This window comes from Roseibium denhamense (assembly GCF_009711415.1).
Taxonomy (GTDB): Bacteria; Pseudomonadota; Alphaproteobacteria; order Rhizobiales; family Stappiaceae; genus Roseibium; species Roseibium denhamense.
Genome location: NZ_SMLZ01000075.1, coordinates 1 through 22,855, shown reverse-complemented (window position 1 = coordinate 22,855; position 22,855 = coordinate 1). Strand labels below are relative to the sequence as shown.

The following is a 22,855-nucleotide window of genomic DNA, read 5'->3' as shown; positions in this document are numbered from 1 at the left end:
AGGCAGTACCTTTATGTCATCTGGATGCGGTAGGACTTTTTCCGGGTCTTCACCCTTTGCGAGCGCCTGATCGAGCAGCTGTTGCTGAAGGTCCCTGTATTTCTGCCCGAGTTCAACGTCATCGTTGATCTGTTGTTGGTGCAGTTGCTGGGCAGCGTTGATTTCGTTGAATGCGTTGCTGAGGGCGTGAACGGAGCCATTCGCTGCTGTCTGCAGAAGTTTACGCGACACAACCTGATGAATGCTCACTTCTTGCTGTTCGCCCTCACTGACGATCGTGACCTTGCGGTCCGCTTCATCCAGAAGTGCCTTTTGCAACGGGGTGAGGGCAGGGCGCTCGGCACTTGATGCTGGGCGGCGGGGCTTGTTTCTCTTAACCGCCATTACCGCACTCCCTCACCAAACCAGCTCTCAGCGTTCTAAACGACACGGTGTCCGGCCTCCGGTTTGATCGCACGCTGGCGTGTAACCTCGGCAAAAGACAGTTTGGTCTCAGCCAAGTGCGCCGGTTCACCACTGATACGTTCAAATCTTCGAATGATGGTGTCGCAGTAAAGCGGATCAATCTCGATCAACCGAGCTGCTCGACCGCATTGATCGGCAGCTATCAGGGTAGAACCCGAACCGCCAAACACATCCAGAACAACATCGCCGCGTTTTGAGCAGTCCTGGATAGCATCAGCTACGAGCGTTACCGGCTTGACCGTTGGATGCATGGCAAGATCGGCGTGCCGGTTTGTTCCTAGAGAACTGATACCAGGATAGTCCCATACGTTTGAGCGATAGCGGCCGGTCTCGCCCAGACCAAAGTTGTTGATGTGTGGCGCGGTTCCCTTTTTGAACACGAAGACAAGTTCATTTTTGGAACGGTAGAACGATCCCATGCCGCCGTTGGTCTTGTTCCAAACGCACAGGTTCTTCAGCTCATCAAAGACAGTTAAACCTGCATGGAGCACCTCCTGCATATGCCGCCAATCCATGCAGACAAAAGCAATCGCCCCGTCGGCCAGCCGTAAAGCAGAAGCCTCAAATGACTGGCGCAGGAAGTCTGGAAAATCAGCCTCGTCCATTTCTCCGGACGCAAAGGGCCATGTTCGATGATTTGAATACGCTGGAACTAAGTAGAAGGTTACAAAACCACAACCAAGGCCCGCAACCGGCCTGAGGCAGAAAGCAAAACTGTTTCCGGTCAATGCTGTTGGTGTTTAAAAGCCGTTTAAAGACCCTTTAAGAGGTGTTTAAGACCCGTTTAAAACAAGTTTGCCGTGCCACGCCAAAGTCTGTTCCATTATCATAGAATATTATTCCAATCCGCCAGTGGATTATGGCGAATATTAGAATGAAGGGGCAAAGAGGCTTGCGTGCGCCCATTCTCAAACCACGCACAATGCACATGAGCAAGTGTCTGACAGCCCTCCCAAATCTCGGATCACGTAACCGCAAAACGCCATCGCACACCACCAAGTCACACCAAAATCAGTTTGCGCAAAGACATAGCGATCCCGGGTTCGGGCATGTTGCGACCGGTTAAACGGCGGACATTCCCGCATAACAGCAATCCGATCCCGCGTAACAACAATCCAATTCCGTCTAACTGCAATTGTCTTGTGCCCAACGGCACGATCTGGGTCGGCTTATCTCGCTGAACAACGGGTGTTAGGTGGTCCCGAATGCCCATCTTACCCGCATTTCCATAACAAGCAATATGTACGATGCCGTTCAAACTATTGAATAATAATGCTTTTTTTGTGTTGAGGACGGTTCATGCCTTGCTTCTTGTCGCCACTTTGCCGCGCACAGAAGCCGAGACCAGCTCGCCAGAAAATAAATGCACAGCCAATTTTCTCCAAAAACTTGAAGCGTGTTGTGAAGTGAAAAGGTCACTGCTGGCCTATGGCATTTCCAGGCTTGGTCGTCGCTCGACTCGTGACACGGATGGTGCGCAGGACTTCTTGGTCACCTGTGCGCGAACGACGCAGGCGGCAGACCGGTCCCAGCCTTGAAATCGGGTGGCGTCCCTTTAGATGCCGCATCCATGACAGACGAATTACCGACTATTCACGGCAATGAGATTTGGCGGTCGGACGGATTTTCTGCGCGGGCCTATGGCGAAGTGCTGATGCAAGCGTTCTTGCCCCGTATGGGCCGCCGCTATGCCGAGCGGCGGAATTATGATCGCGGGCCAAACGCCCACGAAGATGTATCCCTTCTTTCACCATATATCCGGCGGCGTCTGGTTCTGGAAACGGATGTCATTGCGGCCGCCATCTCCGCTCATGGCCTGTCCGGGTCTGAAAAATTCGTGCAGGAAGTGGTCTGGCGCAGTTACTTCAAAGGGTGGCTGGAATTGAGGCCATCGGTCTGGGACTCTTACAGGGCCGGCCTTCGCGCCGATTTGGAAGTGCTTGACGCAAATTCAGGCCTGCGCAAGGCCGTTGACCGGGCGGAAGCAGGGCAAACCGGACTGGCTTGTTTTGACACGTGGGTAACGGAACTCAAGGAGACCGGCTATCTTCATAACCATGCGCGCATGTGGTTTGCGTCTATCTGGATTTTCACCTTGAAACTGCCGTGGCGGATCGGAGCGGACTTTTTTTACCGGCACCTGCTGGACGGCGATCCTGCATCCAACACGTTGAGCTGGCGCTGGGTGGGCGGCCTCCATACACGCGGAAAAGCCTATGAGGCCAAGGCCTGGAACATTGCCAAGTTCACCGGCGGCCGCTTTTCGCCCGATGATCAGGATCTGGCCGGGACCATCGTGCCCCTTGATGAAGAGGAACCCCAGGGGCTGCCGCCCGTTCAGCCATTAGTACCGGCGGCTCAACCCTTGCAGGACGTACCTAGCCTGTTGCTGGTGACTGAGGAAGACTGCCGCCTGGATGATTTCGAGCTCGGTCGGTTTGACATCAAAGCCGCCGTCAAGCTGAGTGCCAGCCGGTTGAGATCGCCGCGCCAGGTCTCTGAAAACGTGATCGCATTTGAAGAAGCGGCTCTTGAGGATGCGGCGGATGCCGCCGGGTTTTCCGGGGCAGCTCATCTCGGCCTGAAAGGCGGGGCACTACTCGACGCTGCGAAGGGCGCCGGAGCGCGGCAGGTCATAACGCCATTTGTGCCTGCCGGACCGCTTCGGGATTGGATAAAAGAGGCAGAGCCCAGTCTGGCCGAGCACGGCATTCAAGTGCGGCAATGGCAACGGGACTGGGATATGGCCGTCTGGCCGTCTGCAACGGCCGGGTTCTTCAAGGTGAAGAAACAAATCCCGGCCTTGGTCGGTCAATTCGCAGGCGCGTGACCAGGTCCGCCCGGGGCGAAGCCGCTCGATTGAACGCTTGGGGTCCGGCTCCCGCAAAGGTGCGTGCGGGTCAGCGGCGCTTTCCGAACGCGGGTCTTCCTCCGCCTGTACGCCTTGGCTGGCGGACGGTTTGCGGGACCGCTTGCGGATTGTCGAAGTGTTTGCGCTGAAAATATCCGTCGAGACCGTCAGTTTCGTCATCCGTGTCTTTCAAAAGCGCTTCTTCTGACGTCTTCAGGACCTGGGCTCTCTGCCGTCCAATCATCCGCTTTTCGCTAACAAACTCCACACCGCATTTCAGACCATCTTCCCAGCGGCGTTCGCAGCTAACCTCGAAGTCTTCCAGGTCGATCTGCAAGTCGAATTGTTTCGGCAGCATGTAAGCTTGCTCGAATTGCAGCATTGCGCCGCCGTCGGAAATATTCCGCACGATGCAAGGGATGGATCGCAGACCCTTCTGGAAAATGATTTTTCCCTTTTTCAAAACGCGTGAGCGCCTTGAGCGCGGCATGTCAGTTTCCGCGATCTCTCCTGCCGCGGTTTTAGGTGCGGCTGTAGATTCTCCAGTCTTTGCGTCGTCCGACATCGGTCATTCCGTGGCGAAGAGTGTTAGCATTTTGACAATGATAATTTTAAGCCGTTTCCAATCCGTGAATCATGCCGGATTAGCCAAGCCCCAAGCTCTCAGTAAAAACAGGGTTAACGGCTGGTTCTCGTGCAAGGTGTCATTTTATCGAAGACCAGCTCCAGATCCCGTAGTCTGCGGACTTGATTGTTTTAAAGTCGACCCCCATTCAAGGAACAGCTTTCCCTGCCACAGGGCCATTCGTGAACGGTGTTCCTTGCGAAGGCCTCGTAAAACGCATTAAAAGAGGCCACGAAATTGTTACTTGAAAGTATGGAGCCTTAAATGGCCGACGGCCTGGAATCAGAGTTTTTGACCGAAGCGCAGGTGAAAGCGCTCAATGAGCTTGCGGTCGAGGCGGGCAAGGTCATCATGACCATCTACGCCGAACCTTTCGAGGCATTGGACAAGTCGGACGGGTCACCGGTGACCAAAGCCGACGGTGCGGCCGAAGCGATTATCCTCCAGGGGCTTTCAAATCTCTTTCCCGGCATTCCGGTCGTTGCTGAAGAAGCCGTTGAAGCAGGGGATTTGCCCTCTGCTGGTGACCGGTATTTCCTCGTGGACCCCCTAGATGGCACCAAAGAGTTTTTAAAGAAAAATGGCGAGTTTACGGTCAATATTGCCCTGATCGAGAACGGGGTTCCTGTATTCGGTGTCGTTGCGGCACCGGCGCTGGACGAGGTTTTTTGGGGCGGGTGCTGGGCTACTGGCGGCGAAGCCCGGCAGCAGGCCTTCAAAGGCACGATTTCGGGGCCGGAAATCACGACTGTAACGCCGATTTCTGTGCGCGCGGCCCCGGCGGCGGGCTTGAGCGTGTTGGCGAGCCGGTCTCACTTGTCAGAAGAAACCGCCGCGCTGATCGATCAGCTCAACGTTGCGGAGCGCCTGTCGGTCGGGTCCTCATTGAAACTGTGCTGGGTCGCAGCCGGCAGGGCGGATCTCTATCCCCGGCTGGCGCCCACCATGCAATGGGATATTGCAGCAGGTGATGCGGTCGTCCGTGCGGCCGGCGGCTCAGTCGTTTACGCTGATACCGGCAAGGATTTTGTCTACAAGATCCCGGAAAACCCGACCAAGGACGATCTGCGAAATCCCTACTTCATTGCGGTAAGCGACAAGGTGCTTCTACCGGACCCCGTACCTGCCATGTGAACGGCCAGGTGCGCCACCCTTTCAATTCGCGACAAACTACGGCCGGTCAACCGGCGAAAACGGAAAAGCGATCATGAACATGCAATCACCCGGGATGACACCTGAACGGCTGAGCAATCTGAAACGTCTGGAAGCGGAAAGCATCCACATCATCCGTGAGGTGGCGGCCGAATTCTCAAATCCGGTCATGCTCTACTCCATCGGCAAGGACAGCGGCGTCATGCTGCATCTGGCGATGAAGGCCTTCTATCCCTCCAAACCGCCATTCCCGCTGTTGCACGTGGATACGACGTGGAAGTTCCGGGACATGATTACGTTCCGGGATGAAACGGCTGCAAATCTCGGGCTTGATCTCATCGTACACACCAATCAGGAGGGCGTTGAAAAGGGGATCAACCCGTTCGACAGCGGGTCTTCGGTGCATACACACATCATGAAGACCGAAGCCTTGAAACAGGCTCTGAACAAGTATGGGTTTGATGCGGCGTTCGGCGGAGCGCGACGGGATGAGGAAAAATCCCGGGCAAAAGAACGCGTGTTTTCGTTCCGCGATGGCAATCATGGCTGGGATCCGAAAAATCAGCGGCCCGAGCTTTGGAATCTCTATAACGCGCGCGTTGCCAAGGGGGAAAGCATCCGGGCATTCCCGCTGTCCAACTGGACGGAACTCGACATATGGCAATACATCCTGACTGAAAACATCCCGATGGTGCCGCTGTATTTTGCAGCCAAGCGCCCGGTGGTGGAACGGGATGGCATGCTCATCATGCTGGATGATGACCGGATGAAGCTGCTCCCGGGGGAAACCGTGCAGGAGAAAATGGTCCGCTTCCGGACGTTGGGCTGTTATCCGCTGACCGGTGCCATTGAATCGGATGCAGAGACGTTGCCGGCAATCGTTCGCGAGATGCTGATTGCACGGACGTCCGAACGCCAGGGCCGGCTAATCGACAAGGACGAAAGCGCCTCAATGGAAAAGAAAAAGCGCGAGGGGTATTTCTAAGATGAGCATTCTCGAAACAACCCATAGTGCGGAAGACGCCGTCAAAGACTATGTTGTTGCCCAAGAATCCAAGGATCAGCTCCGGTTCTTGACCTGCGGATCGGTCGATGACGGCAAATCGACCCTGATCGGTCGTCTGCTTTACGACACAAAGCTGATTTTCGAAGATCAGCTGGCAGCGCTGGAGCGCGATTCCAAAAAACACGGCACGGTCGGTGAAGATATTGATCTCGCACTGCTCGTCGACGGTCTTGAGGCCGAGCGTGAACAGGGCATCACCATTGATGTGGCCTACCGCTTTTTCGCTACCGACAAGCGCAAGTTCATCGTCGCCGATACGCCGGGACATGAACAGTACACCCGCAACATGGCAACCGGTGCATCGACCGCAGATCTTGCCGTCCTTCTTGTCGACGCCCGCCATGGTCTGATGGTTCAAACCCGGCGGCACGCATTTATTGCATCACTGCTCGGCATCCGGCATGTCGTGCTCGCAGTGAACAAGATCGATCTGGTCGAATACTCCGAGGCGAAGTTCAACGAAATCCGGAAAGACTTCGAAGCGTTTGCCAATGGGTTCGATTTCGAGACCCTTCAGGCCATCCCCATGTCCGCCCGCTACGGCGACAACGTGACCGGCCGCAGTGACAAGATGACCTGGTACCAGGGCCCAACCCTTTTGGAACATCTTGAACGTGTTGAGGTCGGAGAGCACGAAATCGAGGCCCCCTTCCGCTTTCCGGTCCAGTGGGTCAACCGGCCCAACCTCGATTTCCGCGGGTATTCGGGCACCATCGCAGGTGGTTCGGTCTCCGTGGGGGACGAGGTTGTCGTTGCCGGGCCTGCCAAGGTTTCGAAAGTCGAAACGATCGTCGGGCCGTCCGGCGAAGTGCCCGCCGCGCGGGCAGGGGAGGCGGTAACGCTGACCCTGGAAGACGAAATTGACATCTCGCGCGGCGACCTCCTGGCAGCTCCGGCGTCCAGGCCGGATGTCGCCGATCAGATGGCGGCACACCTGATCTGGATGTCTGAAGACAAGCTGCTTCCAGGCCGGTCCTATCTTTTGAAGATCGGGGCGAAGACCGTCACGGCCACGGTGACTGAGATCAAGCACAAGATCAACGTCAACACGTTTGAACACGTGGCCGGCAAAACGCTGGAACTGAACGAGATCGCCTTCTGCAATTTGGCTCTTGCGTCCTCAATTGCCTTTGACCCCTATGAAGCGAACCGTACGACCGGATCTTTCATTCTGATCGACCGCATGACAAATGCGACGGTCGGGGCGGGTCTGGTCTGGTTCGCCCTGCGCCGGGCAACCAACATCCACTGGCAGGCCCTGGATATCGACAAACAGGCACGTGCTGAAAAACTGGGTCAAAAGCCGGCTGTTCTCTGGTTCACCGGTCTGTCCGGATCGGGCAAGTCGACCATCGCGTCGATTGTCGAGAAAAAGCTGCATCTTGAAGGCCGTCACACATATACGCTTGACGGCGATAATGTCCGTCACGGGCTCAATCGCGACCTTGGCTTTACGGATGAGGACCGGGTGGAGAACATCCGCAGGGTCGGGGAGGTCTCAAGGCTCTTTACTGATGCTGGTCTGATCACTCTGGTCTCCTTCATCTCTCCGTTCCAATCGGAACGGAAAATGGCGCGGGATCTCCTTGGTGAAGGAGAGTTTATCGAAGTGTTTGTCGACACCCCGATCGAGGAGTGCCGCAAGCGTGATCCGAAAGGCCTTTATGCCAAGGCAGACCGCGGCGAAATCAAGAATTTCACAGGCATCGACAGCCCCTATGAAGCGCCGGAGAACCCTGAAATTCGGGTTCACAATGTCGGACGTGATCCGGAAGATGTTGCGGAAGAGATTATTGCTTATCTCAAAGACCGCGGTGTCGTAAGCTGATAGAACTAGCGCCCCGGCCCAACGCCGGGGCGTTTCATTTTTGCTGGATGATTTGAATGACGATCTTGGTCACGGGCGGTGCCGGCTACATTGGATCTCATTGCAGCCTCACATTTTTAGAGGCCGGTCACGACATTGTTGTCCTCGATAATCTGGAAAACTCCAGCACGGAAAGCTTAGCCAGAGTGGGCGCGCTTGCGGGCCGGAGCGTGACATTTGAAAAGGCCGATGTCCGCGATACAGATCGTGTAGAGAGAATACTTAGGACCTACAACTGCACTGCAGTTATCCATTTTGCCGGCCTAAAGGTGATGGGCGATTCGCTTAACCACCCCTTGGCCTATTACGACACGAATGTTGCGGGGTCGCTCAGTCTCCTGTCAGCAATGTCCAGAAGTGGCATCCGGGAAATTATTTTTTCCTCGACTGCCGCTGTCTATGGCGAACCACGCCAACTTCCAGTGCCGGAGGCGCATCCACGGCAACCCGAGAATCCATATGGGCGAAGCAAGCTGATCGTAGAAGAGATCATCCGCGACCTATGCCAAAGCGATAGCTCGTGGCGTGCTGGAATTCTTCGGTACTTCAATCCCGTTGGGGCACATGCGAGCGGTCTTATTGGCGAGAATCCTTTGACGCCAACAAACAACCTCATGCCTTTGTTATCGGCCGTTGCCGGCGGGCGTGCTGAAAAGTTGAAGGTCTTCGGAAACGACTATGACACGCCGGACGGAACAGGCGTCCGTGATTACATTCATGTTGTTGACCTGGTGGAAGGGCACTTGCGCGCCTATGAGGCCCTCTTCGGTCTCGAACACAGTGACAATTGTTTTGCTGTCAATCTCGGCACCGGCACCGGATACAGTGTGCTTCAGATGGTCAAGGCGTTCGAACGGGCGTCCAACAAGCAGATCCCATATGAAATCGTTGGGCGCAGGCTGGGAGATGTGGCGGCGTGTTATGCCGATACTGTCGCGGCAGAGCAGACACTTGGGTGGAAGGCACGGTTTGGGCTTGAGGACATGTGTGCCGACACCTGGAACTGGGTGTGCAAGAATCCGAGGGGATATGGCGGGCATAAAAATGCCTCTTGACCACAGCGTGAGTAGTTGCGCCGCGTGCTTTTGGCTTGGATCAGCGGGCGATAAATGGATCCGATTTACCGCTCGCTGATCGAATAAGGAGTGACCGAGCATCTTTGGGCGTTTCTGACAAAACCCCGATGCTCTAGAGCGCGGGTCTTGATAGTCTTTTAAGCTGCTTAGCCTATAGAAGCGTCATGTTTTAGTGTCTGCACTGGCGCAATCAGGTGATGCCATGCAGATAAAGGCTTCGAAGCAGGGTGTGATGCAAAACGTAATCGTCTTTGGCGGCGCAGGATTTATTGGAACGCATCTTCTGAAAAGTCTTGTTGCCTCCGGCCGGTATGGCCGGCTGGTCTGCGCTGATATTGCAAAGGCCGACACTCCGGTTCCCGGCGTTGACTATAAGACTGTCGATGTGCGCGAGCCGATCCCGGAAGATCTGTGCAAGGGCGTCACTGAAATCTATAATCTGGCGGCAGTTCACCGGACACCCGGCCATCCGGACCACGCGTATTACGAGACCAATGTCACCGGAGCGGTCAATATCTGCGACTTTGCAGCTGCGGCCGGGGTGTCAAAGATCGTCTTCACAAGTTCGATAGCCGTTTATGGCCCCGATGAAGCGCCGAAAACGGAAGAGACCCTGCCAACACCAGTGTCGGCCTATGGATGGTCGAAGCTTTTGGCAGAACGGGTGCATCAGAGCTGGCAGAAATTGGATCCATCCCGCCAGCTTGTCATCACACGGCCAGCGGTTGTTTTCGGAGCAGGTGAGAAAGGCAACTTCACGCGTCTTGCCGGTGCCTTGAAAAAGGGATTCTTTTTCTATCCTGGCCGGAAAGACACGATCAAAGGCTGCGGTTATGTCGGCGAACTCGTGCGCTCGATGCAGTTCGTCCTGAACCGCAATGCGCCCTTCACACTCTATAACTTCTGTTATGCAAAGCCCTACACGATTGAACAGATCTGCGAGAGCTTTGCAAAAGCGGGCGGTCTTGCGAAACCGCGCGGTGTCGTACCGCTGGCGCTTCTCAATCTTGCAAGCCTGCCCTTTGAAGTCCTGAATGCCCTTGGTTTCAAGAACGGGATCAACCGCGAGCGGATCCGCAAGCTCGTTGTGTCAACCAACATCGTTCCGCAGAAACTGGCCGAGATCGGCTATGAATACGAGACTGACCTTGATCAGGCCCTTGTCCATTGGAAGCAGAACTCGATGGGCGAAACCTTCACCTGATCCAAACGCCCGTGCTCCGGGCTTCCCTAAAGGCCTCTGCCAAATCAGAATTGGATGCCTTTAGAGAACCGCCCGATGCTCTAGCAATTTCCAGGGCGCTGGGCTAACGTCCGCCGCGCCCTGATACCGGTCAGTTGAGAACACTTCCCTTGAAAACAGTTTTGGTCACCGGCTCTGCCGGTTTTATCGGATATTACCTGTGTACGCGCCTTCTGGCGGACGGCTTCCGCGTGATTGGCCTTGATGCCATGACGGACTATTACGATGTCCGGCTGAAGGAGCGGCGCCAGCAGATGCTGCTGCAGAACGAGCAGTTCCGCGCGGTGAATGACCGCGTCGAAGCGCCTGAGCTCTTGATGCGTCTCTTCTCAGAGGAAAAGCCGGATATCGTCATTCATTTGGCCGCGCAGGCAGGTGTCCGATATTCGATAGAGGCGCCAAGATCCTATCTAGAAAGCAATATCTGCGGCACGTTTGAACTTCTGGAAGCAGCGCGGGCCCACCCGCCAGAGCACATGCTGCTGGCCTCGACCTCTTCGGCTTATGGCGCCAACACCGAGATGCCCTACACCGAAACGGACAAGGCCGACCATCAGATGTCGTTCTATGCGGCAACCAAGAAGGCGACGGAATCGATGGCGCATTCCTATTCGCATCTTTACGGCCTTCCGGTCACCATGTTCCGGTTCTTCACCGTATATGGCCCCTGGGGGCGGCCCGACATGGCCTTGTTCAAGTTCACCAAGGCAATTCTCGAAGACCAGCCGATCGATGTCTATAACTTCGGCGATATGCGCCGGGACTTTACCTATGTGGAAGACCTAGTTGAAGGCATCCGGCTTCTGATCGACGCGGCGCCTGTGCGGCCGGAAGAGGGCGGGAGCGTTGCGGACGGCGACAGCCTGTCACCGGTGGCCCCATGGCGGGTCGTCAACATTGGCAACTCTACCTGTGTCCAGCTGACGGAGTTCATCGAGGCGATCGAAGCGGCGACCGGCAAGACCGCACAGCGCAACATGATGCCGATCCAGGCGGGCGATGTTCCGGCTACCTGGGCAAACGCGGATCTCCTGCAGAGCCTGACTGGCTTCCGGCCCAAGACATCGATCCGGGAAGGCGTTGCCAAGTTTGTCGCTTGGTACCGGGACTACTATCAGGTCTAGAGCGTTTCTCGATAATATTGAATCGTTTGACCGTGGCGATTTTGCCCTGTGGCTAGGCGGTTTGCCCGCCGTGGTGCGGCCCACCACAAGGGGAGGCCAATGACGCCATGGGGCAAAACCACCCGGCCCATTTCAGCTTGAATTTCCAATGCCTTCACCCACTCTTGGGTGGGGAATTGCGGCCCATCGGCGGCGTTGCGCCGCTTGCACGATACACCGCATCGTGCGGCACGACGCGTCTAGCCGAGTGAGCCGGAATTCCTCATCAAATGATCCAATATTATCGAGAAGCGCTCTAGTGCATCGCCCGATCAGATTGTATCGCCGAGCGGTCAATCAGGTCGGGATAAGAGGCTCTAACACTCTCAAATCAAGAGCTATTCCCAGTAACTCAGCCGTTAGCCCCGAGGCGGCTGGCACACGTCTACCCAATCCGCGCCGGTGATGTCGGCGAGGCGGTCCGGGGCGATCCGCACGGCCGCGTTGGTAGCGCCGGCCGCCGGCAGCACGTCATCGAAATCCCTGAGAGAGACATCGCAATAAACGGGAAGCGGCTGGGCCAGGCCAAAGGGGCAGACACCGCCGACCGGATGACCGGTGAGGGCTTCGGCCTCCTCCTGAGACACCATCTTTGCTTTTCCGCCAAACGCGGCCTTGGCCTTCTTGTTATCGAGCCGGGCATCGCCCCGGGCGACAAGCAGGAAAACCGTGTCCTTCACCTTGAAGGTGAGCGTCTTGGCAATCTGGCCCGGCGCGACCTTGTGAGCGGCGGCGGCCAGTTCCACGGTTGCGCTGCTCGCGTCTGTCTCAATAACAACAAGATCAGGGGCAACACTGGCAAGGTGGTCGCGGACGCTTTGCAAACTCATGGAGACCTTTCTGAGATCTGAATGAAGAACCGGGCAGACCAAACCCTGATAGGACCCATGTCAGGAAAGTTCAACTGACATCGGATCTAACGGTGCATATCGGTGAAACTTGTCAGATCTTAAGTAAGGAATTGTTCATAGTGATTCTTCAAGTTTGTTTAAGCCGCCCTATGTGACCCAGTAAGGTACGGGCAGGTGCCTAGGGCAGAATCGATTTTGGTGGGGAGACGCCGGGATGGCAAAAGCCATGTCAGCTCTTGCAGACGATTATAGACAGACCCGGACGCATGAAGCGGCCGACGTGGCATCCGTTGCTGTTGAGCCTTCACGCGGCACCGGCTTCATGCTCGCCAAAAACCTCCTTTTCTGGGGTTCCATGGCTGCCAGCGGAGCGGGCCTTTACGCGCTTGTCACCTTCATCGCGACATAGGCCCCAAGACCTGACCCGGACCAAGCGGGACCACCGGATACCATCACAAAACAGCAGCTCGAACGTCCTCCTGATTGCATGAAAGCAATTGGCTGAAAGGACAGAGAATGGCATTGGTCGTTTTGTATGACGCGGCGGTCCAGGACGCGCGCAACCGGCTGCGTTCGGCGCAAATCGCCGCGATGACCGATGTGCTGGACACGTTTGTGACCTCCTTGCCGCAACAGGACAAGTATGCCGCCAAGTTTGTCTCCTGGGTAAACTCCTTAAAGCCGCTTCAGGCAGCTTCCCCCTCTGTAGCGGGCCTATGCTCCAAGGCAAATGCACGGCTCCTGGCAGCGCAGACCCGCGCAGGCGATCTTTATCAAAACGGCAAAATCCTGGATGTTTTCGCCTTTGGGGATGTGTTCCGCTACCTGGGGGAATTCATTGAGTTCGGCAGCCAAGCGGGAGATGCGAATCTCAAAGGGCTTGATCAGTTCCGGAAGGGCCTGCGCAATCAGCTGGCGTTCAACAAGGCGATAAACCGGGCGCGCCTGCCGGTTCCGGGTTTTGAGTTCACCGGAAAGCCGGACCTGGGCATCTTCAAGCTGTCTCTGCTTGACCGGTCGCTGGTCAAGTTCATGGAGCGCTATTACGGGCCCTATGTCGGTGCGGACATCTCCGGGACCACGACCGACGCACTCGATGTGCTCGCATGGTACGTAACGAGCGCAAGAGGGACGGGGCCGACAGATGAGAACCTTGCAAAAGCGGCGACCTACAGCATCGATATCGGAGCCGAGCTGGTGCCGATTGCCACAATGGTCCTGCAGTATCATCACAGCCTCACCGAATGCGGGCTTGCGCTCGCATTGCCCAGCACGTCCATGGCTGAGACAGCTGACAAGGCCGGCCTGAAGTCCTTCGATCCCTATGATTTCGGAACGTTGATCAACCAGTCACCCGACTGGAAAATCTCAGCGGAAGTTGCCGCGCGCGCCAATGCGATCCTGAAGCGCGACCTTGGAGGCGCCCGGCTGGTGATCCTGCGGGACTGGATGGACGTTGAAGCCATGCCGCCCAGTGACCGAAGCGCTTATGGCGAAATTGCCCTCCTTGGGACGGCAGATGCGTTTTCGGCCCTGAACCAGCTAGAGGGCCAGATATTTGACCTGAAACAGCAGTACCCGGAGTTCAGCTCCGTCCGGGATATGGAGTATTATGCAAAACGGTCCCGGCAAGACCCGGACGCAAACCCGGCCCTTGCTGCAATGGCACAAAAGCAATTCGGAAACGCGGAGCTGCTCCTCGGGACAGATGCTTCGGGCACGACCGTAAAGCGGCGGCTTGCCGAGCTGACCAGCATGCGCGGTGATCAGATTGACGCCCTGTCATCCGGGATGGGGGCCGCAAGCCTGCTTTTCGATGACTTCAACAAAGCGCTTGCGAAGATCGATCCAACCGGACATGCACTTGCGGCACCGCCTGAACTCTTCGCGGATGAGGCGGCGGCAACTCATGCGGTTCTAACCGCAGACGGCCCGCCCGCATCGCCTGGCGAGCAGCAGGCCGTCACGTCCCCCAAATCATCGGCACGCGCGGCCCCGCAGCCCGAAAAAGCCGCAGAAGCGGTTTCCGCCGGCAAGGCGCCAACGCCGCTCAAAACGGATGCAGATGGAGAGGGCGAGGCGCAAGCCAAACCAGCCGAGGACGCCGCGCAGAAAGCAGGTTCCACCAGCCAGACCGCACCGCCGCGCAGCCAGGCGGACATCTTGAAGTCGCTGGACCCCACGGCAATCGATGCCTTGCAGAAGCTGCTGGCTGCGGCGCGGACTTGAAGACTCGAGCGATCCGTGGGGGTGATGTTAGGCGGTATCGCTCGCGAGCCGGTTGGCGCCGAAATGATGGTCCGGCCGGAACGTCTCAGGCAGGGGCAGGTGAGGGGGGCGGCCGTTCATTTCGGCAACGAGAGCATCCGCAATCAGATGGGCAATCCCGAACGAAATCTTGAAGCCGCCTGTGGCCGCATAAATCCGCTCCTGTCCGGGAAGGCGGCCAATAAGCGGATCACGCTTGTTGCAGCGCGGCCGGATCCCGGCCCATTCCGTCAGTACCTTCCGCCCGTCAAGTTGGGGGCAAAAGGCTGTGGCCCGGCGCACCAGTTCGCCGCTGCGGGCCGGATCGATATCCGTGTCGTGGGCTGACCGGTCCGATGTGCTCCCGATGGCAACCGTGCCGTCATCATGGGGCACAACGTAAAGCCCGTCGCAGTAGATGGCAGGGTTTTCCTCCAACCCGTGCCCGTCCATCACAAGCGCCTGGCCCTTCTCGCCGCGCCCGATCTGTTCGCCCGTGAAGTTCTCGATCAGCTGGAAGGCGGAGAAACCGCCGGAAATGACAAGCGAGCGGGCGGATATCCTATCGCCGGAGTGAAGCTGAACCGTGCCGGAGCTGGTCTCAAAACCGGTTACGGCAGCACCTGTTTGCAAAGTGCCATGCCCTTGGACAAAGGCGGCCAGCGCTGCGAGATATCTGCGCGGAGAGACGCGCGCGGCAAGCGTTTCATAGACAATGCCGAAGGGGGCCGCCTCCGGCTTCAGCCAGTCAGACCGGCTCCCGCTCGGCTCGACAGTGTAGGAAAAACCGGTCTCCTCAGGGCGCCAGCGCTCGAGGCTTTCCTCCGCGCGCTCCAGGTGATGGTCGTATTTGTCCTGGGTCGTCAGCGGCAGAATACGGCCGAGGCGCTTGTAGCCGCAGGTAAGGCCGGTGTCTTCTTCCAGCTGCCGGATATGGCCTTCAAGGCCGGAAAGGGCCTGAAACTGAAATTCCTTCTTCGGGTTCCACCGGGCCGGCATATGCGGCATCAAGGCGCCGAGGAGCCCGCCGCTGGCCCCGGCACCGACTTGCTGCGCTTCAAGCACGATGACCTTGTGCCCAGCCTTTATGGCAGCATGCGCAATCGACAGGCCAAAAATCCCGGCTCCGGCAATTGCAATGTCAAACGATGTGTCTGCTGGCTGCATCAGCGCTTTTGAACTCCGGTGATTTGATCAAGCGTTCCTGCTGGCGTAAGAGGGCGCAGGATATGTGGCCGCGTCACCCGGATCTGAAAGGGCCCCAAGTGTCAGACGGGTTTCACCACATAAGGCTGAGCGTTGTAGTCCGATGAACACTGAAGAGCAAAGAAAAACCCCGGGCGAAACGGGCACGCCCCCCTCGCTAGACTGGCTGGACGGCGATGTGCCCCGTGCAGGCGCTTTTGATGACACTTACTTCTCCAAAGCGGGCGGGTTATCGGAAACCCGGCATGTGTTTCTTGGTGGAAACGACCTGCCGGACCGGTTCGAGACCCGCACGGATTTTACGATTGCCGAGTTTGGTTTCGGGACGGGCCTGAATTTCCTCACCACCTTGGCGGCCCTATCGCAATGCCAGAAGCCGCCGCAGTTGACCTTCATCAGTTTCGAGCTCTACCCGATGACATCGGATCAGCTTGAAAGGGCCCTTGGCGCTTTTTCGGAACTTGAGGCGTATTCAGCCGCTTTGCTTGATGAATGGCAGGTTCTGCCCGGCTGGAATCGTCTCAAGGTTTGTGGGGCCGATCTGCTGCTGGGCATCGGTGATGCGCGCCTGATGATTGACGGCCTCTCCCTCAGTTCCGGCGGCAGCACGCAAACGCGCATTCAACCCGTCGATGCGTGGTATCTTGATGGCTTTAGTCCAGCCAAAAATCCGCAGCTTTGGGAAGACGGGCTCTTGAAAAAGGCGGCCAACCTGACAGCGCCTGGAGGAACCCTTGCCACCTATACGTCGGCCGGCTGGGTGCGCCGGAACCTTCAGTCCGCCGGCTTCGAAGTCGAAAAGACAAAGGGATTTGCCGGAAAACGCGAAATGGTGACCGGTAAAAAACCGGTTTGAATAGTCCCAACTCCCGTTTTTGGCGCAGAAGTCAGGCTGTGGCCTGGCGGGGCAGACCTGCCGGTTCGGAATGCTGGTCCGTCCAGGCATTGTGCCAGTCGGCGACTTCCTCGGCGGGCATGGGTTTGGCGAACGCATAACCCTGGGCATACTGGCAGCCGCTGCGGAACAGCAGTTCGCCGTGAGCCTTGCTTTCGACACCTTCGGCAATGATGTCGAGATCGTAGATCCGTCCTAGGGAAATGATGAGTTTGACCAGTTCCTGGTCGCGGTCATCGTGGAGGCTGTCGCGCACAAACCGCTGGTCGATTTTGAGCGTATCAACCGGCAGCTGCTTCAGATAGGCGAGGGAAGAGTAGCCCGTCCCGAAATCATCGAGCGCAAACCGGACGGCCGACAGCTTGCTGTTCCGGATGATCCGTGACACGCGTGCGAGGTCGTTCAAGGCATCGGTTTCCAGGATTTCAATCTCAAGCTGGTTTGGCCGCAAACCGGGATGCTTGGCAAGATGCGTCTCCAGCGTTTTTTCAAAGCCGCTGGCCATGATTTGAACGGCACTGGCATTTACACTGACGGCAACATCCAAACCGCATTCGTTCCAGGTACAGACTTGCGACAAGGCGGTATCAAGAACCCAGTTACCAAGGTTGATGGCCACTTCCGGGTGTTTTTCGATTGGCGGCAGAAAGGCCTCGGGCGTCAACAGGCCCTTTTCAGGATGCCGCCAGCGCAAGAGGGCTTCATATCCGACAATTTCCATCGTGCCGAGATTGACCTTGGGTTGATAGAAAAGCTCGAACTCTTCGTTCTTCAGGGCGGTTTTTGCCTCGGCAACCCGTGTGTAGTAATCGGCCAGTTTGCGGTCCTGTTCAGGGTCGAAGAACTTGTACTGGTTCCGTCCGGCCACCTTGGCTTCATACATGGCCTGGTCGGCCTGCCGCTCGAGCTGATCACCGTCGATATCGCCGGGTTGCGGATAGAAGGTCACGCCGATACTGGCGGAGATAGGGGCAACGGCCGCGCCGAGTTTGAAGTCCTGGTCCACGGCGTCCAGCACCCGGTCGAGTGTGCTGATGCAGGCCCTCTCATCGGGAAGGTCCGTAATGATCGCAACGAACTCGTCGCCTCCGATCCGGGCAAGCGTGTCCTCAGTCCGGAGGGTGGAGACCAGCCGCCGGCTGACCGAGATGAGCAGTTCGTCTCCGGCAGAGTGCCCGAAAGTGTCGTTAACCGACTTGAACCCATCCAGATCGATATAGGCGATGGCGATGGAATGACCGTGACGCGCGGCGCGCGCCATCTCCTGCTGCATTGTGTCTGCAAGTTGGACCCGGTTTGGCAGGCCCGTCAACCGGTCATAGCGGGCGAGGTGCTCCAGCTGTTTTTCGTGAGCCTTGATCTTGGTAATATCGAGAAACATGCCAACATAGTTGGTTGTCTTGCCTTGCTCGTCCTCAATGGTGCTGATCGTCAGGATTTCCGGGAAGACTTCACCATTCTTTTTCTTGTTCCAGAGCTCACCGCGCCACATGCCCTTGGTTTTGAGAGTCCGCCACATCTCCGCGTAGAAACTCTCGTCCTGGCGTCCAGAGTTCAACAGGCTCGGATTTTGACCAAGGACTTCGGAACGTTCGTACCCGGTAATGGCCGTGAAGGCATCGTTGACGTCAATGATCAGGCCGTTCGCGTCGGTGATCATGATCCCTTCGTCTGCGAAGGTGAACACGCTGGCATTCAGCTTTAGCGCATTTTCGGCAAGCCGCTGGTCGGTGATGTCCTGGGCCACGGCAAAAACGAGCTCATCTTCCAGGTCGGCGCGCGAAGACCAGCTCAGATACTTCACGGAGCCACAACTGCACATATAACGGTTGATGAAGCCGTCGACTTCTTTGCCTTCCAGGAGCGTGGAAAACGCGGCATTCGTCTCTTCGCGGTCATCGGGGTGAACAAAATCGGAGAACGGCCGGGCAAGCAGCTCTTGCTGATCGTATTTGAGAAGCTTTACCCAGGCCTCATTCAGACGTTGAATGTTCCCGTTTAGATCGACGATAAGGTTCAGCGACTGCGACTGGTTGAAGAAGGTCTCAAGGCTATGCTGAGACCGTTCCCGCTTTTCGATTTCCTTGGCAAGCTCCCGGGTCCGTTTGTTAAACCGCTGCTCCAAGGACTGATTGAGCCGCGTAAGTTCGATCTGCTGCAGCCGAAGCCGGCTGTTGAACGTGTGGACCGTCACATAGCGGGAGATGAAGAACAAAATGGTGAGGATGATGACAACGCCACTCATCGTCGCCAGCAGCTTGCTGCGGGTCCAGAAGGGTTCTGGGATCCCGTACCACTTCGTATAGATTTCCTGGTATTCGGGGCTTTGCACAAAGGAAACAACTGCGGGGCTGAAAATCGCATGCAGGTCGGTCTGGTCGGCCCGGAACCGGACACTGCGCGGAATTTCTTTCAAGGGGTCTCCGACGACCTGGATGTCATCGTCCACACCCAGGCTGCGGGCCAGGGACTGGAACACGGTGTCGGGATAAACCACTGCCTCAACCTTGCCTGACAACAAGCCCAGCAAGGCGGACTGAACATCGGGAAGGATTTCCAGCGTGAGATCAGTGCGCTCACGCAGCATGAAGAGACCGGCATTGTTTTCCACGACGCCAACGGTGCGGCCGTGCAGGGCTTGAGATCCGGTTACAGACAGGTTCCCGGCTCTGGTGAACACAACGACCTTGAAGGTTTCAACCGGGGCGGTGAAAAGATTGCCGGACAAGCGTTCCGCGACAATGCCGCTGTTCGGGATCAAATCCGCCTGGCCGGACTTCAGAAGCTCTATGCTCTGGGTAAAGGTATCCGTAACCTTGTATTCGATCTGAAAACCCAGTCCGTCTGCTAGGTGCTCGATCACATCGATTGCAAATCCTTGCGGATTGCCATGTTTGTCGAGGCTGTATTGCGGTGGCCAATTGGCCGGCACCGCCGCTGTCAAAGTGGAAACCTGCTCCACAGCGGGATCCTGCTGCAGCGGGTTAGCTGCAACGTTATCTGCGAATAAGGCCGGAACGCCAATCAGGGCGAGCACGACCAGCTGTTTTAGGCACTGCATACGGGTCAGCATTCCACCCTTCGCTCAAACGCCGCAGGCGACTTATCCCCGGCCCCCACCTCGCGCCCTTGTGTTTGGGAAAAAGACCAAAACAAGCGCAAATTACGTAAGGTTGAAACTTTCATCAAAAGATGAATAGTTAGATAAACCTGATGCAGACAGGCAGATATACGTAAGCGTTCACGGAAAGGCTCGATTTTAACCTTGAAGGAAATGCTGATTGATTTGCAGCTTCTTAGATGCCGGACATCTCCGGAACCGGCGTGAGGGGCGCCCCGGTTCCGAACCAGTTTTTCAAGTTGTCCACAACCAGCTGGCCCATCGCGTTCCGCGTTGCCTGGGAGGCAGATCCCACATGCGGCAATACGGTGACACGGGGCAGCGCCAGCAGAGCGGGCGGCACGTTCGGCTCGTCCTCAAAGACGTCCAGCCCGGCACCATAGATCGTGCCGTCCTCAAGCGCTTTGGTCAGCGCCGCCTCGTCGATAACGGACCCCCGGCCCACATTGATGACGACACCATTTGGGCCAAGCGCTTTCAGAACCTGCCCATTGACCGCGTGATGGGTGGCCGTGCCGCCAGGGGCAACCACCATCAGCGTGTCACAGGCCTCGGCAAGCCCTGTCAGCGTTGCATGATACGGATAGGGCACCTCATCCTGTTTGGTGCGCCCGTGATAGTGAACGGTCAGACCAAACGCCTCTGCGCGCTTGGCAATGGCCTTGCCGATCCGCCCGAGCCCGAAAATACCGAGCGTGCGGCCCTGAAGCGTTGCCTGCGTCAACGGATAGGGCCTTCCCGCCGCCCATTCGCCGCGGCGCACCCATTGCTCCGCCTGGCCCAGTTCGCGCACGGTCATGATCAACAGGCCGATGGCGGTATCCGCGACCTCGTCATTCAGGACATTCGGCGTGTGGGTCACCGTGACCTTGGCCTCCAGACAGGCCGCGACATCGACATGGTCATAGCCGACACCAAATCCGGCGACGATCTCCGCATTTGGAAGATGCTTGAGCTGGTTCGGGCCGAACGGCCCGAACCCGAGCGCGACACCCTTGATCTTTGCTCCTTGAGCGCGCAGCACCGCATCCGGGTCATCCGCATCAAACAGCCGGTGCACCGTGAAATCTTTCTCCAGCTGCTCCTGAACGAAGGGCAGCATTTTATACGGCATCAGGATGTCGGCTTTGGTCATGGAGGTATCCGGATTAGGCAAGGGGCATTGAGCGGTCTTTGTTAGAAGAATTCTTCCCCGCCGTCGAGATCGTGTCGGGCCTATGGGCTCCAATTGCCTTTGCTTCTTTAGCCGGAAAGCACCGGCATCTGGACGCGGCCCCGGGCAAAATGCCGCCAAACCATTTTCACCATTCACCTGGCCCGGATTAGGCGCTATCTACGGCGCAACAAGGAGAGGCCGCACATGTCAAAGACGGGCATCATGATTTGCGGGCACGGCAGCCGCGCCAAAATTGCCGAAGAAGAATTTGCACTCCTCGCCAAGGGCTTACGGGACCGCTATCCCGATATGCCGGTGGAGTACGGCTTTCTGGAATACTCCGCACCGAACATTCACATGGGGCTCGATTCCCTGCGCGATCAGGGCGTAACGCATATCCTCGCTGTGCCGGGCATGCTGTTTGCCGCCACCCACGCCAAGAACGACATCCCGTCGGTGCTCACCACCTATCAGGACAAGAACCCGGGTCTCACGGTCAGCTATGGCCGCGAGTTGGGTCTGCACCCGCAAATGATCGCGGCCTTCGAGGCGCGGATCCTCGAAGCGCTGGGCCTGACCCATGTCCACGACGGCGATCTCTACGACACCATGCTGGTAGTCGTTGGCCGTGGGACCTCGGACACGCTGGCCAATGCGGAAGCGGCCCGCCTGACCCGGATCGTCACCGAAAATCTTGGCTTCGGCTGGTCGGAAACTGTTTATTCCGGCGTAACCTTCCCGTCGGTCGGCCGCGGGCTCGAGATGGCCCTGAAGCTCGGCTACAAAAAGATTGTTGTCGCCCCGTATTTCCTGTTCTCAGGCCGCCTGATCGACCGGATCTACAACTATGTCGACAAGGTTGCCGAAACCCAGCCGGACGTCACCTTCTACAAGGCGCATTACCTCGCGGATCAGGCGCATGTGATCGACACGTTCGTGGAGCGGATCACGGAAGCTGCCGAAGGGGCGCTCGTTGAGACAACCGACCTGATGGCGTCCTTCAAGGAGCGTCTTGCGCGCGGCGAGGTCGAGGTGCATCACCACCATGCCGAATACCGCGATCCGATGGACGACGAGGCTGGCGGCGATGATCACAGCCACGATCATGCGCATGCCCATAGCCACGATCACCATCACGATCATGGACACAGTCATGATCATGGCCACAGCCACGGGCATCACCACCACCATCATGGTGACGGGCATGGCCACAGCCACGGCGTCTATAAGCACATTGCCCACCCCAACGGTCCGCGCACGATGATCGATCAGGGCGTGTGCTGCTGCTTCATGGGCCAGTTCCCGCAAGAGGTCATCGACGAGGAACGGAACTTGCGCAAAGGCCTCGGGATCGCGCCGATCGTCCCCGAAATCCTCCCCGCCTGCGCCCCAAAACGCAAAACCGCCTAAAAGCAGGGCGCCGGCGCACGCCGGACCTTAATGTTCCCCAGTCGTCCCGGACAAGCAAAGCGCAGATCCGGGACCGGAGAGCCGGTGCGGGTTGCTGCTGGCGACCAATTCTCTGACGGACATCCCCGTTTCATGCGGGGATCCAATCATTTCCAGAGCCGGTTTTGATTGGCCGAAGGAGCCGCCCACCCACCAACGTCATCCCGGCCTTGAGCCGGGATCCATGCCGTTTCAAGTACAAAGGATCGGCGGTGCTTTGGGCAAGATCACGCTATGGATCCCGCATCAAGTGCGGGATGACGGAGGAGAGGGGGAGTGCGAGCCGTGCCGGCAGCAGGCGGGCCTTCCAGAACAACGCAGCCCTGATCTCGACATGACAACGCGGTGCAAAAGCTTGGACTGGACGTGAAAGGCCTGTTCGGGCCTGATGCATTCCCCCATTCCCCCATTCCCCCATTGCC

At 57.4% G+C, this 22,855-nt stretch carries 17 protein-coding genes and 1 pseudogene; 11 read left to right on the top strand and 7 right to left on the bottom strand.

Going from position 1 to position 22,855, the window contains the following annotated elements; genetic code table 11:
• Both E1180_RS01140 and E1180_RS01135 read right to left on the bottom strand, forming a co-directional pair.
• Positions 1–384 (bottom strand): annotated as a pseudogene (locus E1180_RS01140) (DUF5681 domain-containing protein); the annotation flags it as partial.
• A gap of 35 nt (positions 385–419) precedes the next feature.
• Entirely contained in the window at positions 420–1,193 is a 774-nt protein-coding gene (locus tag E1180_RS01135) for a DNA-methyltransferase (protein WP_155189246.1), read from the bottom strand.
• Between the two features lie 842 nt (positions 1,194–2,035).
• Here E1180_RS01135 and E1180_RS01130 point away from each other — a divergent pair.
• A complete protein-coding gene (locus tag E1180_RS01130) occupies positions 2,036–3,295 on the top strand; it encodes an FAD-binding domain-containing protein (RefSeq protein WP_244313922.1) in 1,260 nt (419 codons plus the stop codon).
• Between the two features lie 70 nt (positions 3,296–3,365).
• Here the strand turns inward: E1180_RS01130 and E1180_RS01125 are convergent, their stop codons facing one another.
• Entirely contained in the window at positions 3,366–3,881 is a 516-nt protein-coding gene (locus E1180_RS01125; protein ID WP_155189245.1) for a PilZ domain-containing protein, read from the bottom strand.
• A gap of 324 nt (positions 3,882–4,205) precedes the next feature.
• On the opposite strand from E1180_RS01125, the gene cysQ reads away from it, so the two are divergent.
• The 6 genes from cysQ to E1180_RS01095 all read left to right on the top strand — a co-directional run bounded on the left by cysQ (position 4,206) and on the right by E1180_RS01095 (position 11,469).
• A complete protein-coding gene (cysQ, locus tag E1180_RS01120; protein WP_155189244.1) occupies positions 4,206–5,075 on the top strand; it encodes a 3'(2'),5'-bisphosphate nucleotidase CysQ in 870 nt (289 codons plus the stop codon).
• A gap of 73 nt (positions 5,076–5,148) precedes the next feature.
• The gene (gene cysD, locus E1180_RS01115) at positions 5,149–6,078 is read left to right on the top strand and encodes a sulfate adenylyltransferase subunit CysD (RefSeq protein WP_425280885.1); all 930 of its coding nucleotides are present in this window, start codon (positions 5,149–5,151) and stop codon (positions 6,076–6,078) included.
• A 1-nt stretch (position 6,079) separates the two neighbouring features.
• Positions 6,080–7,987 carry a sulfate adenylyltransferase subunit CysN gene (cysN, locus tag E1180_RS01110; protein ID WP_155189243.1) on the top strand — a complete coding sequence of 636 codons (1,908 nt, stop codon included), beginning with the start codon at positions 6,080–6,082 and terminating at the stop codon, positions 7,985–7,987.
• A gap of 56 nt (positions 7,988–8,043) precedes the next feature.
• A complete protein-coding gene (gene galE / locus E1180_RS01105; protein ID WP_155189242.1) occupies positions 8,044–9,081 on the top strand; it encodes a UDP-glucose 4-epimerase GalE in 1,038 nt (345 codons plus the stop codon).
• 223 nt (positions 9,082–9,304) lie between these two features.
• On the top strand, positions 9,305–10,306 hold the full coding sequence (locus E1180_RS01100) for an NAD-dependent epimerase/dehydratase family protein (protein ID WP_244313921.1): 1,002 nt from the start codon (positions 9,305–9,307) through the stop codon (positions 10,304–10,306).
• A gap of 149 nt (positions 10,307–10,455) precedes the next feature.
• Complete coding sequence (locus E1180_RS01095) at positions 10,456–11,469, top strand: GDP-mannose 4,6-dehydratase (protein ID WP_155189241.1); 1,014 nt, start codon at positions 10,456–10,458, stop codon at positions 11,467–11,469.
• Between the two features lie 398 nt (positions 11,470–11,867).
• Here E1180_RS01095 and E1180_RS01090 read toward each other — a convergent pair whose 3' ends face one another.
• Complete coding sequence (locus tag E1180_RS01090) at positions 11,868–12,338, bottom strand: YbaK/EbsC family protein (protein ID WP_155189240.1); 471 nt, start codon at positions 12,336–12,338, stop codon at positions 11,868–11,870.
• 235 nt (positions 12,339–12,573) lie between these two features.
• Here E1180_RS01090 and E1180_RS01085 point away from each other — a divergent pair, with 235 nt between their 5' ends.
• Together E1180_RS01085 and E1180_RS01080 are read left to right on the top strand one after the other, a co-directional pair.
• Positions 12,574–12,768: a hypothetical protein gene (locus E1180_RS01085; RefSeq protein WP_155189239.1), complete on the top strand. Its 195-nt coding sequence runs from the start codon at positions 12,574–12,576 to the stop codon at positions 12,766–12,768.
• 107 nt (positions 12,769–12,875) lie between these two features.
• Positions 12,876–14,588, top strand: a complete 1,713-nt coding sequence (locus tag E1180_RS01080) for a prolipoprotein diacylglyceryl transferase (RefSeq protein ID WP_155189238.1) — start codon at positions 12,876–12,878, stop codon at positions 14,586–14,588.
• A gap of 27 nt (positions 14,589–14,615) precedes the next feature.
• Here the strand turns inward: E1180_RS01080 and E1180_RS01075 are convergent, their stop codons facing one another.
• Positions 14,616–15,773, bottom strand: coding sequence for an NAD(P)/FAD-dependent oxidoreductase (locus E1180_RS01075; RefSeq protein WP_155189237.1), 1,158 nt, complete (start codon positions 15,771–15,773; stop codon positions 14,616–14,618).
• Positions 15,774–15,915: 142 nt separating this feature from the next.
• On the opposite strand from E1180_RS01075, the gene mnmC2 reads away from it, so the two are divergent.
• A complete protein-coding gene (gene mnmC2 / locus E1180_RS01070; protein WP_155189236.1) occupies positions 15,916–16,668 on the top strand; it encodes a tRNA (5-methylaminomethyl-2-thiouridine)(34)-methyltransferase MnmC2 in 753 nt (250 codons plus the stop codon).
• Positions 16,669–16,699: 31 nt separating this feature from the next.
• Here mnmC2 and E1180_RS01065 read toward each other — a convergent pair whose 3' ends face one another.
• Both E1180_RS01065 and E1180_RS01060 read right to left on the bottom strand, forming a co-directional pair.
• Positions 16,700–19,780 (bottom strand): EAL domain-containing protein, encoded by a 3,081-nt coding sequence (locus tag E1180_RS01065; protein ID WP_155189235.1) that lies wholly within the window; start codon positions 19,778–19,780, stop codon positions 16,700–16,702.
• Between the two features lie 223 nt (positions 19,781–20,003).
• Positions 20,004–20,963, bottom strand: a complete 960-nt coding sequence (locus tag E1180_RS01060; RefSeq protein ID WP_155189234.1) for a 2-hydroxyacid dehydrogenase — start codon at positions 20,961–20,963, stop codon at positions 20,004–20,006.
• Between the two features lie 225 nt (positions 20,964–21,188).
• Between E1180_RS01060 and E1180_RS01055 the strand changes: the two genes are divergently transcribed.
• Positions 21,189–22,394, top strand: coding sequence for a sirohydrochlorin chelatase (locus tag E1180_RS01055; RefSeq protein WP_155189233.1), 1,206 nt, complete (start codon positions 21,189–21,191; stop codon positions 22,392–22,394).
• Positions 22,395–22,855: the final 461 nt, after the last annotated feature.

Coding starts and splice junctions, on each gene's coding strand:
- E1180_RS01130 (WP_244313922.1), top strand. CDS start 2,036: ATGACAGACGAATTACCGACTATTCACGGCAATGAGATTTGGCGGTCG.
- E1180_RS01125 (WP_155189245.1), bottom strand. CDS start 3,881: ATGTCGGACGACGCAAAGACTGGAGAATCTACAGCCGCACCTAAAACC.
- cysQ (WP_155189244.1), top strand. CDS start 4,206: ATGGCCGACGGCCTGGAATCAGAGTTTTTGACCGAAGCGCAGGTGAAA.
- cysD (WP_425280885.1), top strand. CDS start 5,149: ATGAACATGCAATCACCCGGGATGACACCTGAACGGCTGAGCAATCTG.
- cysN (WP_155189243.1), top strand. CDS start 6,080: ATGAGCATTCTCGAAACAACCCATAGTGCGGAAGACGCCGTCAAAGAC.
- galE (WP_155189242.1), top strand. CDS start 8,044: ATGACGATCTTGGTCACGGGCGGTGCCGGCTACATTGGATCTCATTGC.
- E1180_RS01100 (WP_244313921.1), top strand. CDS start 9,305: ATGCAGATAAAGGCTTCGAAGCAGGGTGTGATGCAAAACGTAATCGTC.
- E1180_RS01090 (WP_155189240.1), bottom strand. CDS start 12,338: ATGAGTTTGCAAAGCGTCCGCGACCACCTTGCCAGTGTTGCCCCTGAT.
- E1180_RS01085 (WP_155189239.1), top strand. CDS start 12,574: ATGGCAAAAGCCATGTCAGCTCTTGCAGACGATTATAGACAGACCCGG.
- E1180_RS01080 (WP_155189238.1), top strand. CDS start 12,876: ATGGCATTGGTCGTTTTGTATGACGCGGCGGTCCAGGACGCGCGCAAC.
- E1180_RS01075 (WP_155189237.1), bottom strand. CDS start 15,773: ATGCAGCCAGCAGACACATCGTTTGACATTGCAATTGCCGGAGCCGGG.
- mnmC2 (WP_155189236.1), top strand. CDS start 15,916: ATGAACACTGAAGAGCAAAGAAAAACCCCGGGCGAAACGGGCACGCCC.
- E1180_RS01065 (WP_155189235.1), bottom strand. CDS start 19,780: ATGCTGACCCGTATGCAGTGCCTAAAACAGCTGGTCGTGCTCGCCCTG.
- E1180_RS01060 (WP_155189234.1), bottom strand. CDS start 20,963: ATGACCAAAGCCGACATCCTGATGCCGTATAAAATGCTGCCCTTCGTT.
- E1180_RS01055 (WP_155189233.1), top strand. CDS start 21,189: ATGTCAAAGACGGGCATCATGATTTGCGGGCACGGCAGCCGCGCCAAA.